General features: G+C 57.6%; 17 protein-coding genes. 7 read left to right on the top strand and 10 right to left on the bottom strand.

Features of this window, described 5'->3' with window-relative positions; translation table 11 throughout:
- Nucleotides 1-11 precede the first annotated feature (11 nt).
- Together ruvX and B9Z42_RS05625 are read right to left on the bottom strand one after the other, a co-directional pair.
- Nucleotides 12-422 (bottom strand): Holliday junction resolvase RuvX, encoded by a 411-nt coding sequence (gene ruvX, locus B9Z42_RS05630; RefSeq protein WP_100132386.1) that lies wholly within the window; start codon nt 420-422, stop codon nt 12-14.
- A complete protein-coding gene (locus tag B9Z42_RS05625) occupies nt 419-1,057 on the bottom strand; it encodes a YqgE/AlgH family protein (RefSeq protein ID WP_100132385.1) in 639 nt (212 codons plus the stop codon). Before B9Z42_RS05625 ends, ruvX begins: the two co-directional genes overlap by 4 nt.
- Nucleotides 1,058-1,079: 22 nt before the next feature.
- Between B9Z42_RS05625 and B9Z42_RS05620 the strand changes: the two genes are divergently transcribed.
- On the top strand, nt 1,080-2,567 hold the full coding sequence (locus tag B9Z42_RS05620) for a deoxyribodipyrimidine photo-lyase (RefSeq protein WP_100132384.1): 1,488 nt from the start codon (nt 1,080-1,082) through the stop codon (nt 2,565-2,567).
- A 71-nt stretch (nt 2,568-2,638) separates the two neighbouring features.
- Here B9Z42_RS05620 and B9Z42_RS05615 read toward each other — a convergent pair whose 3' ends face one another.
- Nucleotides 2,639-2,791 (bottom strand): rubredoxin, encoded by a 153-nt coding sequence (locus tag B9Z42_RS05615; protein WP_100132383.1) that lies wholly within the window; start codon nt 2,789-2,791, stop codon nt 2,639-2,641.
- 65 nt (nt 2,792-2,856) lie between these two features.
- Between B9Z42_RS05615 and B9Z42_RS05610 the strand changes: the two genes are divergently transcribed.
- From B9Z42_RS05610 to B9Z42_RS05595, 4 genes are read left to right on the top strand one after another with little or no spacing between them, the layout of a single operon-like run.
- Nucleotides 2,857-3,789: a bifunctional hydroxymethylpyrimidine kinase/phosphomethylpyrimidine kinase gene (locus tag B9Z42_RS05610; protein WP_100132382.1), complete on the top strand. Its 933-nt coding sequence runs from the start codon at nt 2,857-2,859 to the stop codon at nt 3,787-3,789.
- Between the two features lie 5 nt (nt 3,790-3,794).
- Nucleotides 3,795-5,090, top strand: a complete 1,296-nt coding sequence (hemL, locus tag B9Z42_RS05605) for a glutamate-1-semialdehyde 2,1-aminomutase (RefSeq protein WP_100132381.1) — start codon at nt 3,795-3,797, stop codon at nt 5,088-5,090.
- Between the two features lie 38 nt (nt 5,091-5,128).
- A complete protein-coding gene (locus tag B9Z42_RS05600; protein ID WP_100132380.1) occupies nt 5,129-5,548 on the top strand; it encodes a hypothetical protein in 420 nt (139 codons plus the stop codon).
- Between the two features lie 56 nt (nt 5,549-5,604).
- Nucleotides 5,605-5,955 (top strand): DUF6172 family protein, encoded by a 351-nt coding sequence (locus B9Z42_RS05595; protein WP_100132379.1) that lies wholly within the window; start codon nt 5,605-5,607, stop codon nt 5,953-5,955.
- Nucleotides 5,956-6,074: 119 nt separating this feature from the next.
- On the opposite strand, the gene B9Z42_RS05590 is transcribed toward B9Z42_RS05595, so the two are convergent.
- The 4 genes from B9Z42_RS05590 to dusB all read right to left on the bottom strand — a co-directional run bounded on the left by B9Z42_RS05590 (nt 6,075) and on the right by dusB (nt 10,343).
- Nucleotides 6,075-7,364, bottom strand: a complete 1,290-nt coding sequence (locus B9Z42_RS05590) for a DEAD/DEAH box helicase (protein ID WP_100132753.1) — start codon at nt 7,362-7,364, stop codon at nt 6,075-6,077.
- An 81-nt stretch (nt 7,365-7,445) separates the two neighbouring features.
- A complete protein-coding gene (gene purH / locus B9Z42_RS05585; RefSeq protein WP_100132378.1) occupies nt 7,446-9,059 on the bottom strand; it encodes a bifunctional phosphoribosylaminoimidazolecarboxamide formyltransferase/IMP cyclohydrolase in 1,614 nt (537 codons plus the stop codon).
- 20 nt (nt 9,060-9,079) lie between these two features.
- Complete coding sequence (locus B9Z42_RS05580; protein ID WP_100132377.1) at nt 9,080-9,316, bottom strand: helix-turn-helix domain-containing protein; 237 nt, start codon at nt 9,314-9,316, stop codon at nt 9,080-9,082.
- Nucleotides 9,309-10,343 (bottom strand): tRNA dihydrouridine synthase DusB, encoded by a 1,035-nt coding sequence (dusB, locus tag B9Z42_RS05575; RefSeq protein WP_100132376.1) that lies wholly within the window; start codon nt 10,341-10,343, stop codon nt 9,309-9,311. Before dusB ends, B9Z42_RS05580 begins: the two co-directional genes overlap by 8 nt.
- A 76-nt stretch (nt 10,344-10,419) precedes the next feature.
- On the opposite strand from dusB, the gene B9Z42_RS05570 reads away from it, so the two are divergent.
- Entirely contained in the window at nt 10,420-10,908 is a 489-nt protein-coding gene (locus B9Z42_RS05570; protein ID WP_100132375.1) for a YqaA family protein, read from the top strand.
- 16 nt (nt 10,909-10,924) lie between these two features.
- Here B9Z42_RS05570 and B9Z42_RS05565 read toward each other — a convergent pair whose 3' ends face one another.
- From B9Z42_RS05565 to B9Z42_RS05555, 3 genes are all read right to left on the bottom strand, one after another.
- The gene (locus B9Z42_RS05565) at nt 10,925-12,079 is read right to left on the bottom strand and encodes an aminotransferase class V-fold PLP-dependent enzyme (protein WP_100132374.1); all 1,155 of its coding nucleotides are present in this window, start codon (nt 12,077-12,079) and stop codon (nt 10,925-10,927) included.
- Between the two features lie 33 nt (nt 12,080-12,112).
- Nucleotides 12,113-13,204 (bottom strand): redox-regulated ATPase YchF, encoded by a 1,092-nt coding sequence (ychF, locus tag B9Z42_RS05560; protein ID WP_100132373.1) that lies wholly within the window; start codon nt 13,202-13,204, stop codon nt 12,113-12,115.
- A gap of 75 nt (nt 13,205-13,279) precedes the next feature.
- Nucleotides 13,280-14,209: an MOSC domain-containing protein gene (locus tag B9Z42_RS05555; RefSeq protein WP_100132372.1), complete on the bottom strand. Its 930-nt coding sequence runs from the start codon at nt 14,207-14,209 to the stop codon at nt 13,280-13,282.
- Between the two features lie 33 nt (nt 14,210-14,242).
- Between B9Z42_RS05555 and B9Z42_RS05550 the strand changes: the two genes are divergently transcribed.
- Complete coding sequence (locus tag B9Z42_RS05550; protein WP_199171989.1) at nt 14,243-15,412, top strand: FAD-dependent monooxygenase; 1,170 nt, start codon at nt 14,243-14,245, stop codon at nt 15,410-15,412.
- Nucleotides 15,413-15,459: the final 47 nt, after the last annotated feature.

Below are 15,459 nucleotides of genomic sequence, written 5' to 3'. Positions count from 1 at the left end.
CACATGGGTGCTCATAAGTTTTCCCTGAAAAATTGGTTAAGGATGATGCAAGCAGATGCAGCGTCGGCATCTTTCGCACCTTGCGCGTGGGCTTCCGTGGTGCTGTAACGCTCATCCACTTCAAATACCGGCAAGTTAAAACGTCCGTTCAATTGGCGTGCAAATTTTTTGGCTTTGGCCGTGTTCTCGTGGGCGGCACCGTCGGGGTGAAACGGGACGCCCACCACCAAAGCATCGGGTTGCCACTCGGCAATGCGCTTGGTGATCAAGGTCCAGCGCGCATCGCCTTCGGCATTGACGGTCGCTTGCGGCTGCGCATCGCGCAGCATGCGACTGCCATAGGCCACGCCCGTACGTTTGACACCAAAGTCAAAGGCCAAAAACGATTGAAAGTGTGCAGGCAACTCGCGGGTTTCACTCATGCGTGCCCCACTTGGCTCGACAGCATCCACGACTGCAAGCCCAGCAAACCCATGGCGCGCTCGTAACGCTGTGCCACGGGCGTTTCAAAAATCACAGCGGTATCCGCAGGCACGGTCAACCAGCTGTTCTCGGCCAACTCCGACTCCAACTGACCTTCGCCCCATGACGAATACCCCAGGGAGACCAACACACGGCGTGGGCCATGCCCCGCCGACAAGGCTTCGAGCACGTCTTTAGACGTGGTCATTTCTAAGCCACCTGGAATGCGCATGGTGGAGGCGTAAATGGCGTCGTGCTTGGACACCGCGTTCAAAGCGGACTCTTCGTCGGTGAGTTCGGGATCGGGGTTGGCCAACATGGCATCGTGCAAGACAAAACCGCGCTCGGTGTGGACAGGCCCCCCTTGCAAAACAGGGGCGTCAATCAAGTCGGGACGGTTTAAATCCAAGTCGACTTTTTCAAACAAACCACGCATCGACAAATCGCTGACTTTGTTGATCACCAGCCCCAAGGCGCCGCGTTCGGTGTGCTCGCACACATAGACCACACTTTTAGAAAAAGTCTCGTCCTCCAACCCGGGCATTGCAATCAAAAAGTGATGCGTCAAGTTGATGGAGGCAGAATCAGCGGTCATATTGCAATTTTAAAGGGTGAACATGCCAAACACTTCGCGCCACACCGCGCATGTGGCCAGTGGACTGATGTGGTTTCGACGCGATCTACGGGCTTTTGACAACGCAGCGCTCTACCACGCGCTGAAAAGCTGCACCCACGTGCACTGCGTCTTCGTGTTCGACCGCGCCATTTTGGACAAACTGCCCCGCCAAGACCGACGGGTGGAGTTCATCCGCGAGTCCTTGGTCACCTTGGATGCCGAATTACATGCCATGGCAGGCCAAGCCGGCGCAGGCCTGATCGTGCGCCATGCGGTGGCCGCCGACGAAGTGCCCCGTTTGGCCAAGGAATTGGGCGTGCAAGAGGTGTTTGCCAACCACGATGACGAACCCGAGGCCTTGGCGCGCGATGCCCAAGTGCGTGGGGCCTTGGCCAACGCAGGCATTGGTTTTCAGACCTACAAAGACCACGTCATTTTTGAACGCAGCGAAGTGCTGACCCAAATGGGCAAGCCCTACGGCGTGTTCACTCCCTACAAAAATGCATGGCTGCAAAAAATCAACCCGTATTTTTTGCGCAGCTACCCCGTAGGCAAATACATCAAAGCCTTGGCATCGCGCCCCAAGGCCTACCAAACCAGCGTGCCCACGCTGGCCGATTTAGGGTTTGAACCCACCAACCTCAGCACCTTGCACGTGCCCACAGGCAGCCCCGGCGGCTTGGCTTTGTTTGAGGACTTCTTTGACCGCATGGACCGTTACGACGAAACCCGCAACTTTCCAGCCGTGAAAGGCCCGAGCTATTTGAGCGTGCATTTGCGCTTTGGCACGGTGTCCATCCGCCAACTCGCGTCCACCGCCTATCAACGAATGTTGACGGGCTCGGCGGGCGCCGAAGTGTGGTTGTCAGAGCTGATTTGGCGGGATTTTTATCACCAAATCTTGCACCACCATCCGCGCGTGGTGAACGCGGCTTTCAAGCCCGAGTACGACGCCATCAAGTGGGCCCACAACAAACACGACAAAGAACAATTTGCCGCTTGGTGCGAAGGCCGCACCGGCTATCCGCTGGTCGATGCAGCGATGGCGCAAATCAACCAAACGGGTTACATGCACAACCGCCTGCGCATGGTGGTGGCCAGCTTTTTGGTGAAAGACATCGGCATTGATTGGCGCTGGGGCGAGCAGTACTTTGCCCAACACCTGAACGACTTTGACCTTGCCGCCAACAACGGCGGCTGGCAATGGGCCAGTTCCAGCGGCTGCGACGCGCAACCGTACTTTCGCATCTTCAACCCCACCAGCCAGAGCGAGAAGTTTGACCCAGAAGGCAAATTCATTCGCCGCTACGTGCCAGCGCTGGCCAAGTTACCCAATGCGGCCATCCACGCGCCTTGGCTAGCCAAACCCTTGGAGCTGGAATCTGCAGGCTTGGTCTTGGGCCGCGACTACCCCAAGCCCATCGTCGATCACGCGCAAGCGCGCACGGAGACGCTGGAACGTTATGCGGTGGTTAAAAAAGTGAAATAAATGGCTCAGCAGGCCACTGAACCATCCACGCTGAAGACTTGTGAAAAGTCCGTAGCCAATTGAGCAGGGCCTTAGATTTGCACCATTTCAAAATCTTCTTTGCGTGCGGCGCACTCGGGACAGGTCCAATTCATGGGTACGTCAGCCCAAGCTGTACCGGGGGCGATGCCGTGTTCAGGGTCGCCAGCCTCTTCGTCATAAATCCATCCACAAATCAGACACATCCAAGTAGTCGCCACAGCATTTCTTTCGTCAGCACATAGAATGAAAAGCATTGTATAGATAGGCCATGGCGCAAGAAATTTCCTCATCCCCCAACGACAGCACGCTGCCTGACGACATGCTCGGCGCGCCAGCGTGCGTGCTGATGTTCAATGCCAACGACCCCAGTGGTGCTGGCGGACTCAGCGGTGATGTATTGGCCTGTGCTGCCATCGGGGTGCATGGCTTGACCGTGGTCACCGGCGCCTATCTGCGCGACACCGCCGAAATTTTTGACCATGTCGCCTTTGACGATGAGGCTGTGGCTGAACAAGCCCGCAGTGTGCTGGAAGACATGAATATTCGTGCCATCAAGGTTGGCTTTTGCGGCGACCCTGAAAACTTAAGCGTGATTGCAGAAATCAGCACCGACTACGCCGAGGTGCCCGTGGTCGCTTACATGCCCAATTTGTCGTGGTGGGAAGACGAAAAGATCGACGCGTATTTGGATGCCTTTCGCGAACTCATCTTGCCCCAAACCACCCTGTTGATCGGCAACCACAACACCTTGTGGCGCTGGTTACTGCCTGAATGGCGCAACGAGCGCAGTCCGGGCCCACGGGACATTGCCCGTGCCGCGGCAGAAATGGGCGTGCCCTATGTGTTGGTCACCGGCATCAGCCAACCCGACCAACACATTGAAAACGCTTTGGCCACCGCACACACCATCATGTTGAGCGAGCGTTTTGAACGATTCGATGCCATCTTTGCCGGCGCGGGGGACACCTTGAGTGCCACCTTGGTCGCCATGTTGGCCACAGGCTCAGACCTCGAAGAAGCCACCCATGAAGCTTTGGAATTTCTCGACCAAAGCCTCAGCAGTGGTTTCAGACCCGGCATGGGTCACGCCTTGCCAGACCGCATGTTTTGGGCAGAGGTGGATGACAACGCCACCGAGAGCGACGAACGCCTGCCCACCGCCGAAGACTTCTCACTTCCCCGTCACGAAACCAAGCACTAAACCCTATGACCGACTTGAACCAAGCCCTGTTTGACCGCGCCGCCCAAGTAATTCCAGGCGGCGTCAACTCGCCCGTACGTGCCTTTCGTGCCGTGGGCGGCACACCCCGTTTTGTGCAACGCGCACAAGGCGCTTACTTTTGGGATGCCAATGGCCAAAAGTACATCGACTACATCGGCTCTTGGGGCCCCATGATCTTGGGCCATGGCAACCCTGTAGTTTTGGAAGCGGTCCAAAAAGCGGCCTTAGATGGTTTTTCTTTCGGTGCACCGACTGAGCGCGAGATTGAGTTGGCCGAGGAAATTTTGAAGCATGTGCCCTCGATGGAGATGGTGCGCTTGGTCAGCTCTGGCACCGAAGCCGGCATGAGCGCGCTGCGTTTGGCCAGAGGCGCCACGGGCCGCAGCAAGTTCATCAAGTTTGAGGGCTGCTACCACGGCCATGCCGACGCCTTGCTGGTCAAAGCAGGCTCGGGGCTCGCGACTTTTGGCAACCCCACCAGCGCGGGCGTGCCGCCCGAAGTGGTGCGCGACACCTTGGTGCTCGAATACAACAACATCGCCCAACTGGAAGAAGCCTTTGCCTTGCACGGCAAAGAATTGGCCTGCGTGATGATCGAACCCATTGCCGGCAACATGAACTTTGTGCGCGCCAGTGTGCCCTTCATGAAACGCTGCCGCGAGCTGTGCACCGAGTACGGCGCACTCTTTGTGTTTGACGAGGTGATGACCGGTTTCCGCGTGGCCCTGGGTTCAGCGCAAAGCGTTTATGCCCAACTCATTCCTGGGTTCAAACCCGATGTGACTGTGCTGGGCAAAGTCATTGGTGGCGGCATGCCACTGGCTGCGTTTGGTGGACCTCGCGCCATCATGTCGCAGCTGGCCCCCACGGGCCCCGTGTACCAAGCGGGCACCCTGAGTGGCAACCCCGTGGCCACCGCTTGCGGATTGGCCACATTGCGAGAAATTGCTAAGCCTGGATTTTTTGAAACCCTGAGCACGCGCACACAGAGCTTGGTCGATGGTTTGACTGCGGCGGCGGCCAAAGCTGGTGTGCCTTTCGCCGGCGACTGCCAAGGCGGCATGTTTGGCTTCTTCTTGTTGCCTGAGTTGCCCCAAAACTACACCAAGGTCATGACCAGCGATAGCCCCAAATTCAACCGACTGTTCCACGGCTTGCTTGACCGCGGCGTGTACATCGCCCCCGCTTTGTATGAAGCCGGGTTCGTGAGTGGCGCACACACCGAGGCAGACATTGCACAAACCGTGCAAGTGGCTGGCGAGGTGTTTGCCCAGTTATGAGAAAACGGGTTCTTGCCCTCGCAGCTGCAGCTGCTTTGATGCCAGCTGCGCACGCCGTCGATTTGGCGCGCAGCTGGGTTAATCCCGGCTTTTACTCGTACCATTTCGAACGCGATAAACACCTGAACAATGTCAACACCGGTCTGGGCATTGAGGTGCCACTCACTGACGTTTATTCGGTCACTGCCGGTGTGTTTGAAAACAGCGACCGCGCCACTTCGCACTATGTGGGTCTGTACGTCATGCCTTTTGACATCGGACCGTTCAAGGCGGGTGCGGTGGTCGGTGGGTTCAACGGCTACCCCAATGCCAACCAAGGCGGTTGGTTTCCAGCCATCATTCCCGTGGTCGCCTTGGAAGGACGACAATTGGGCATGAACGTGAGCTTCGTCCCCACCGTGCAAGACAAACTACACGGTGCCATCAGCTTCCAACTCAAATACCGCTTTAAGCCTTAATTGCATTTTTAGACTCTCTCGTCCTGACACGGCGTATTTTCCTTAGAAGGACCTCCATGAAAAAAACATTCCAACTGCACGTTGAAGGCAAGCACCCCGACCGTTTGCTCGAAGCCATCAAGCACGAAATTCGCAAATACATCAAGCGTGAACGCCGCCGTGACTTACCCGAAGGCGCTGACTTTTGGGACTTTGATTGCAAATTTGGCGTCACTGAAGAAGCTGCGGAAGTGGTGCACATGGCCACCATCATTGAACGCATCGATGCTGTCGTCGCCGACAAAGGCACCCAGTTTTATGTGGAACTCTTGGCCAAGGGTGGCGTGCGCGCAATCCGCCCAGCGGGTGAACATCAAGACATCCACGGCTTGCATGAAGACGACGATTTGGATGAAATCAACGATTGATCGCCCAACCGTGTGGCGTGCCCAGCGCCATTAACGCGACGAACGACCAGCAAAAACGCCACCTTGAAGGTGGCGTTTTGCTTGGTGGGATTGCGTGGCGAATCACCCGCCGACAAACGTTAAGTTTGCGTTGGCGAAGCCGCCGCGGCAGCCCTGAGTTTGTCTTTCTTGCTTGGGCGCTTGCCTTTGATGCCGCCCGTGCCGTCATTCAACGCAGACGCAGGAGGTGGTACTTCGGTTGGCTCGAAGCCTTCTAGCACTTCGACAGGCATCTGCACTTGGGCACGCTTTTGAATCAGTTGCCAATGCGCCAGCGTGGCGGCCATCACAAAACTGACCGCTTCACCGTGCTCACCGGCACGGCCTGTGCGACCAATGCGATGGGTGTAATCGGTGGCTGAGCGCGGCAGGTCGTAATTGACCACCACGGGCAGCTGCGCAATGTCGATCCCGCGTGCTGCGAGGTCGGTGGTGACCACCACTTCCCAGCGCTCTTCTTTGAACTCGGCCAACACGTCTTGGCGTGCGCCTTGGCTCATCTCGCCATGAAACGCAGTGGCAAACACGCCCGCTTTGTAAAGCTTGTTGGCCACATGCTCACACGCGTAGCGCGTGGCCACGAACACCAACACACGCTTCCATGCGTGGGTTTTGATGAGATGGCGCAGCAAAGCCGTGCGGCTTTTTTCATCCACCTGAATGGCACGTTGTGCAATGTCAGGCGCGTGCACCTCGGTGTGTGCAATGGTGATGCGCTCGGGATTGCTCAGCAGCGCCTCGGCCAAGGTCTGCACTGCGGGCTCAAAGGTGGCGCTGAACAACAGGTTTTGTCGTTTGGCGGGCAGCAGCGCCAAGATGCGTTGCAGCTCTTCGGCAAAGCCGAGATCGAGCAAGCGGTCGGCTTCGTCGAGCACCAGGTGCTGCACTTGGCCCAAGTTCAAGGCGTTGTGGTCCACGATGTCCAGCAAGCGGCCTGGCGTAGCCACCACCACATCAGCACCGCTGCGCAGGCTCATCATTTGTGGATTGATCGACACGCCGCCAAACAAGGTACCCACTTTGATGGACTGCGTGAGGGGCCGCGCCAGATCGCGCAGCACGTCGCTCACTTGTGTGGCGAGTTCGCGTGTGGGCACTAGCACCAGCACTTGGGTGGTGCGCTTCTTGGGTGCTTCGTCACGCGAGGCAGCCGTGGCCATGAGAAGTTGCAACACAGGCAGCACATAGGCTGCTGTTTTGCCAGAGCCGGTTTGCGCAGTGGCCAATACATCGCGGCCATTCAATACAGAGCCAATGGCTTCGACCTGCACAGGTGTAGGCGTTGTAAATCCTGCTTGAGCCGCTGAACTTTGCAGCTCGGCGTTGAGGCCGAGCTGGGCAAAGTTAAAGGGTGCAGGCTTTTGCGTCAGCTCAGCAGTCGTTGTGTTGACGGATGCAGATTGCGCCGCATCAAGCGGCGCGTTGGTGTGGTCAATGTTCAATGTGAGCGATCAATGACGGAAGTGCCGCACGCCGGTGAACACCATGGCCACGCCACGCTCGTTGGCCGCGTCAATGACTTCTTGGTCGCGCATGGAGCCACCGGGCTGGACCACACAAGTTGCGCCGGCTTCCACCACCACGTCGAGGCCGTCGCGGAAGGGGAAGAAAGCATCACTGGCGACCACGGTGTTTTGCAGGCTCAGCTTCGCTGCGTCGGCCTTGATGCTGGCGATGCGTGCTGAATCGAGGCGGCTCATTTGGCCTGCGCCCACGCCCATGGTCATGCCGTTTTTGCAGAACACGATGGCGTTGGACTTGACGAACTTGGCCACTTTCCAAGCGAACAACAGATCGTGCAGTTCTTCAGGTGTGGGTTGTTTGACGGTGACAATTTTCAGATCGGCCAAAGCCAGCTCGTGGTTGTCAGCGCTTTGCAACAAAAGGCCTGAACCCACGCGCTTGGTTTCCAAAGCATTGCGCACGTCGCCGTAGTTGGCGGGCAAGGCGATTTTCATCAAGCGCACGTTCACTTTGCTCTTGAACACGTCAAGCGCTTCGGCGCTGAAATCAGGAGCCATCAGCACTTCCACAAACTGCTTGCTCACCGCCTCGGCAGTGGATTTGTCCACGGGCCGGTTGAAGGCGATGATGCCGCCGAACGCGCTGGTAGGGTCGGTTTGAAAAGCCTTGCTGTACGCCTCGAGCGGGTTCGCACCCACAGCCACACCGCAAGGGTTGGCGTGTTTAACAATCACACAAGCTGCAGACTGTGAAAGGTCGCCGTTGGCTCCCGTGTCAAAGCTCTTCACACATTCCCAAGCCGCGTCTGCATCGGCGATGTTGTTGTAGCTGAGTTCTTTGCCTTGCAGCTGAATGCCGGTAGCCAGCGAACCAGCGGCTGGTGCCAAGTCGCGGTACCAAGCGGCTTGCTGGTGGCTGTTTTCGCCATAGCGCAGGTCTTGCACTTTGACGTATTGCTCGTTGAACTGACCACTGAACTGGGCGCGCTCGGGCACGTATTCTTCGCTCAGCTTCTCGGCTTCAAAGTTCACGCTGGAGAGGTAGTTGCTGATCGCGCCGTCGTATTGGCTGATGCGGTTGAAGGCGGCCACAGACAAAGCAAAGCGCAGTTTGTCGCTCAACTTGCCGTTGGCTTTGAGCTCGGCCATCACGGCGGGGTACTGACTGGCGTCAGTCACGATGCCCACGTCTTTCCAGTTCTTGGCGGCAGAGCGCACCATGGCGGGGCCACCGATGTCGATGTTCTCAATCGCGTCTGCCAACGTGCAACCAGGCTTGGCCACAGTAGCTTCAAACGGATACAAATTCACAATCAACAAATCAATCGTGTCGATGTTGTGTGCCTTCAAAGCCGCCATGTGCTCGGGCGTGTCGCGGCGGGCCAGCAGGCCGCCGTGCACTTTGGGGTGCAGTGTTTTCACACGGCCATCCAGCATTTCGGGAAAGCCTGTGACTTCGGCCACTTCGGTCACGGGCAAGCCTTGTTCGGCCAAGAGCTTGGCGGTGCCGCCGGTGGAGATGAGGCCCACGCCCAAGGCGTGAAGATCACGCGCAAGTTCGACGATGCCGGTTTTGTCAGAGACGGAAATGAGTGCTTTCATGCTTTTCTTTGCTTAGAGGCTTATTTGAGAAGTTTGTGATCGAGAAGTTTTTTGCGCAAGGTGTTGCGGTTCAGCCCCAGCCATTCGGCCGCGCGAGATTGGTTGTTGTCGGCTTTCTGCATCACGATTTCGAGCAACGGTTTTTCAACCAGGCGCACCAACATGTCGTGCATGTTGTCGGGCTCGGTGCCGTTGAGGTCGCGGAAATAGGTCTCGAGGCTGGCGCGCACCACCTCGTCAATGTGTTTGTTACTCATGCAAAGCCAAAGAGTCGAGAGATAAAACGGGGTCAGGCAAGCGCTCGTGTCGCTGGGCCAAGTCATCAAAAAAAGCAGCGACAGCGCGGTGTTGTGCGGCGCTATCTTCTAGGGTGTTCATGTGTTGGCGGAACGCTTCACCCTCGGGCAAGCTCTGCACATACCAAGCAATGTGCTTACGGGCACTGCGCACACCGGTGAGCTCGCCGTACAGCGCGTAATGCTCGTCCAAATGGTCCAGCAACAAGCGACGCACTTCAGCGACCAAGGGCTGTGCCAAGTGCTCGCCTGTCGACAAATAGTGGGCAATTTCTCTAAAAATCCATGGACGACCTTGAGCAGCGCGGCCAATCATCACAGCGTCAGCGCCGGTGAGTTTTAAAACTTCTTGCGCTTTTTCAGGCGAATCAATGTCGCCGTTGGCCACCACCGGCACTTTCACCGCTTGCTTGACGGCGGCGATGGTCTCGTACTCGGCAAAGCCTTTGTAGCCTTGCTCGCGGGTGCGGCCATGCACGGTGATCATTTGTACGCCAACAGCTTCTGCGGCGCGGGCCAAAGCCACCGCATTTTTGTGTTCATTGCACCAACCGGTGCGCATCTTTAACGTGACGGGCACGCCGTGTGGCTGGGCCGCATCGACTACGGCTTGCACGATGGACATGGCCAGCGGCTCGTCTTGCATCAAGGCCGAACCCGCCCATTTGTTGCACACCTTCTTGGCGGGACAACCCATGTTGATGTCGATGATTTGCGCCCCGCGCTCAATGTTGTACACCGCCGCCTCGGCCATCATGGCGGCATCGGTGCCAGCAATTTGCACAGCGATGGGACCGCTCTCGCCTGTGTGGTCAGCGCGACGCGAGGTCTTGAGCGACTTCCACAAATCTTTGCGCGACGTGACCATCTCACTCACCGCATAACCTGCCCCCAACTGCTTGCACAGCATGCGAAACGGCCGGTCAGTCACGCCAGCCATCGGCGCGACAAACAGGTTGTTTGCCAATGTGTAGGGGCCGATTTGCATGGGTGGAAGAAGTCAGATGTGCTTAAAAAGGAGGCGCCATTGTAGCTGCCCAAAATTTCAGCACTACACTGCGCCCATGGAAATCTGGATGCAATCTGTACTGGCCGCCTTGGCTCTGCCTGAATTCGGTTTGAGCACGGTGTTTGTGGTGTCGTTGATATCGGCCACCCTGTTACCTATGGGCTCAGAGCCGGTGGTGTTTGGCTTGGTCAAACTCAACCCCGAACTGTTTTGGCCCGCCATTTTTGTCGCTACTGTTGGCAACACCATCGGCGGTGCGATCAGCTGGTGGATGGGCCATGGCGCACAGCGCGTGCGCAACAAGCTGGGTCATCAAGGCACCACCGGACACAACGCTCGCGCCTTGCGCTGGCTGCAAACCCTTGGACCCAAAGCCTGTTTGCTCAGCTGGCTGCCCGGTGTGGGCGACCCCCTGTGCGCAGTCGCTGGCTGGCTCCGCCTACCCTTTTGGCCTTGCGTGGCCTATATGGCGGTGGGTAAATTTGCGCGTTATCTGGTGATGACGGGTGGGTTGCTTTGGGTGTTTCCTCAGCATTGGGGTTGACTACCCCAATCGCAGATTAAGCAGCCACAGCCACTTCAGCCTCAACCGCCATGTGATCCAAGGCCTGTGCCAAATGGCTGACGGTACGGTCCACGTTGTGCAGCTTTTCCAAGCCAAACAAACCAATGCGGAAGGTCATGAAATCTGCAGGCTCGTCGCACTGCAAGGGCACGCCCGCAGCCGTTTGCAAGCCCAAGGCCAAAAACTTTTTGCTGTTGTGCATGCCTGTGTCGGTGGTGTAGCTCACCACCACACCCGGTGCTTTGAAGCCTTCTGCGGCCACGCTGCGGATGCCACGGCTTTCGAGCAACGTGCGCACTTGCACACCCAACTCGATTTGCTCCGCACGCACTTTTTCAAACCCGTAAGCGCGTGTTTCTTGCATCACTTCACGCAGACGCGCCAAGGCGTCAGTGGGCAAGGTGGTGTGGTACGAATGGGTGCCGTTTTCGTAGCTCTCCATGATTTGCATCCACTTCTTCAAATCGGCAGCAAAGCTGGTGCTGGCGGTCTGATCAATGGCCACGCGCGCAAGCTCGCTCAACATGACCATGGCGCAGCACGGCGAGCCGCTCCAGCCTTTTTGAGGCGCGCTGATCAGCACGTCCACGCCGGTCTTTTCCATGTTGACCCACATGGCGCCCGATGCGATGCAATCGAGCACAAACAGGCCACCGACTTGGTGAACCGCGTCAGACACTTGGCGCAGGTAATCGTCAGGCAAGATCATGCCAGCCGATGTTTCAACGTGCGGGGCAAACACCACAGCTGGCTTCTCAGCCAAGATGGCTGCCACCACTTCGTCCACAGGACACGGTGCCCAAGCGGCTTGCGCTCCATCCTCAATGCGGCGGGCCTTCATGACCACCGATTCGGAGGGGATGTGCCCCATGTCAAAGATCTGCGTCCAACGGTAGCTGAACCAGCCATTGCGGATGACCAAAACTTTCTTGCCCGTGGCGAACTGACGCGCCACCGACTCCATACCGAAGGTGCCGCTGCCCGGCACCAACACCGCCGACTTAGCCGCATAGACCTCTTTGAGGATGCTCGAAATATCCCTCATCACGCCTTGAAAACGTGTGGACATGTGGTTCAGCGCGCGGTCGGTATAGACCACGGAAAACTCTAGCAATCCGTCTGGGTCAATGTTGTTCAAAAGTCCTGGCATGTCTGTCTCCGCAATTTTTAAGTAAGCGCGATATTAGCTGCTGAACAAAAAGTTCATCACGTCGCCGTCTTTAACCACATAGTCCTTGCCTTCGGCGCGCATCTTGCCAGCATCTTTCGCGCCTTGTTCGCCTTTGAAAGTGATGAAGTCATCAAATGCAATGGTCTGGGCACGGATGTAGCCTTTTTCGAAGTCGGTGTGAATCACGCCGGCGGCTTGTGGGCCGGTGTCGCCCACATGGATGGTCCAGGCGCGTACTTCTTTCACGCCGGCAGTGAAGTAGGTTTGCAAACCCAAAAGCGAGTAGGCGGCACGAATCAAGCGGTTCAGGCCTGGCTCGTCTTGGCCAAGCTCCTGCAAGAACTCCAAGCGATCGGCATCGTCCATTTCGGACAACTCGGCTTCGATCTTGGCGCAAATGGCCACCACAGGCGCGTTTTGCGCTTTTGCAAACTCTTTGAGGCGGTCCAAGAACGGGTTGTTCTCGAAACCGTCTTCCGACACGTTGGCCACAAACATGGCGGGCTTGGCGGTGATGAAGAAGAACTGCTTGAGTTCGACCAGCTCTTCTTTGCTGAAGTCGATGGTGCGCACGGGCTTGGTGTCGTTCAGCGCGGTTTGGCACTTTTCAAGAATCGCCATTTGCTTGACGGCTTCTTTGTCGCCAGAGCGCGCAATTTTGCTCACGCGGTGAATGGCTTTTTCCACGGCAGCCAAGTCGGCCAAACAGAGCTCGGTCTGAATCACTTCGATGTCAGCAATCGGGTCGACTTTGTTGGCGACGTGGATGACGTTGTCGTCTTCAAAGCAGCGCACCACGTTGACGATGGCGTCGGTTTCGCGGATGTGGGCCAAAAACTTGTTGCCCAAGCCTTCACCTGTGCTCGCGCCAGCCACCAGGCCAGCGATGTCCACAAATTCCACAATGGCAGGGACGATGCGCTCGGGCGTGATGATTTCAGCCAACTGCTGCAGACGTGGGTCAGGCACCTCGACCACGCCGGTGTTGGGCTCGATCGTGCAAAAGGGGTAATTTTCTGCAGCAATGCCCGCTTTGGTCAGGGCGTTGAACAGGGTGGACTTGCCAACGTTGGGCAAACCCACGATGCCGCATTTCAAACTCATGGAGATTCCTCTACCGCACAAGCATTGCGCGGGGTTAATGGTGATTCAGGGGGATGAACCTATTGTAGCTAGGGGCTAAAACTGCCAATCGGCCTGAACGGCCTGCCCCACTTGCAGCACCCGCCCGACCCCACGCAGGGGAATCGCGTTCATGCCAAACGTGACAGCGCCATCGACGCGCGCATCTTGGCGGTAGGTCTGCAAGGTGTCGCCCACGGTGAGCGTGCTTTGCGCGGTGTCGGGGTCGATGTTGGGAATCGGGCAGCGCGGGCAGGGTTTGACGGGCTGCAACTGCACATCACCGGCCTCGGTAGCAAAGGTCAAGGTGGCCACGCGGTCTTCGTCGTGCGCCGAGACCGCTTGCATGGGGTGGACTGACAACAGGTCGCCCAACACCACGTTGGGTCGAAAACGACGCATGTCGACTGTGGGCTGCCCTTGCTTCGCCAGCCGAGTGTTGAGTTCATTCAACGAGGCGGTGCTGGCGACCAAAATCGGAAATCCGTCGCTGAATTGGTTCACGGCGGGCACATCATGCGTCCATTTTTTGCTGGAGAGGCGGCGGTGACGCGTGTCAAATTGCACCAAACGCAAAGGGCCCATTGAGGAGCCCAAAAACGTGATCAACCAATCGCCCGCCGCTTGGCCTTGGTCAAAGGCAGGCACGGTGTCCTGCCAAACTTGGACGGAAACAGGCTCAGATTCAGGAACGGGCTGTGTAAAGCGCGTCAAACCCAAATCAGCCATGCCTGGCGCTCGCAGCAGCCAAGCGGAGTTGTGACCCAACGTGTCCAACGAGGCCGCTGGCAACACCGGCTGAATCAAAGCCATGCGGGGCAAATCGCGCTGGGTCACCATCATGCCCTTGGTGTTGACCACCATCCAATTGCGGTCCCAAGCCAGACCGGTTTCAGTCAGCTGCGCGGCTTGCACCGACACACCGGCACACGACTTGATGGGGTAAATCCACAGCGCTTCAACTTGGGCGGCAAAGGTCTTTGTCATGCCGCATTGTGCCGCCCTCCTACAATCTTTCACATGGCTCAAAAATTCGACGTTTGCATTCGGGGTGACGGTATGGTGGGGCGCACATTGGCGCTGCTGCTGGCCCGCCAACGCCTGCGTGTGGGCTTGGTCTCACACGACGCATCAAAAGGCAACCACACCACCAGTGACGACGCACAAGATGTGAGGGCCTACTCCCTCAACAGTGCATCCCGCGACTTGCTGTCTGAACTGCGCTGCTGGCCCAGCCCACAACATGCCACGCCCGTGCAACACATGCGCGTTTGGGGCGACAACGGTGGCTTCACGCATTTTGAAAGCCCCACGCCCGATGGTCTGACCTGGATCGTCGACGTGCCAGTGCTGGAAAACCAACTGGCCGAGGCGGTGCGTTACCAAGCAGAAATCACCTGCTTGACAGACGACGACAGCCAAACAACACAAGCCGACTTGACCGTGATTTGTGAAGGCCGCCAGAGTGTCACCCGCACAACCTTGGGTGTGGACTTTGAAGTGATGCCTTACCAACAACACGCCGTGGCAGCCCGCGTGCGTTGCACCACGCCGCACCGTCAACAAGCCTTGCAATGGTTCTCTCAAGGACCCGAAGGCTTAGAGATTTTGGCGTTACTGCCCATGGGCGGTGCGCAAGGTGACACAGCCAGTTTGGTGTGGTCGCAGCCGCCAGCGCGTGCGCAAGCCATGTTGGCGCTCGATGCCAACGCATTTGCGCAGGCTTTAGAAAACGCCAGTCACGGCGTGCTGGGCCAACTGACACTGACCAGCGAACGTGCCATGTGGCCGCTGCAACTGGCACGCGCCCAACAGTGGACGGGTCAATTCGCCGATGGCAGCGCTTGGGCTTTGGCGGGCGATGCGGCGCACAACATTCACCCGCTGGCTGGTTTGGGCCTCAACCTTGGCTTGGCCGACGTGGCCGAATTGGCACAAATTTTAAAAACCCGCGATGGCAAAGACTATTGGCGCAAAGCAGGCGACCGTTACTTTTTACGCCGCTACGAACGCGCCCGCAAAGCAGGCCTGCTGCCCACTTGGGCCGCTTGCGATGGACTGCAACGCCTGTTCGCACACCCCAACACCAGCGTGCAAGCGGTGCGCAACTGGGGCATGAATGGCTTCAACAGTCTCGCGCCTGTCAAAGCGTGGGCCATGCAACAGGCCATGGGTTTAGAAAATAGGTGAAAGCCTTTTAAGCGCCCAAACCACACGCGTCTCACTGACTTAACTTC

This window comes from Limnohabitans sp. B9-3, from assembly GCF_002778325.1.
Taxonomy (GTDB): Bacteria; Pseudomonadota; Gammaproteobacteria; order Burkholderiales; family Burkholderiaceae_C; genus Limnohabitans; species Limnohabitans kasalickyi.
Note: the sequence above shows the minus strand (reverse complement) of the source record. Positions and strands in the feature narration are given on the sequence as shown.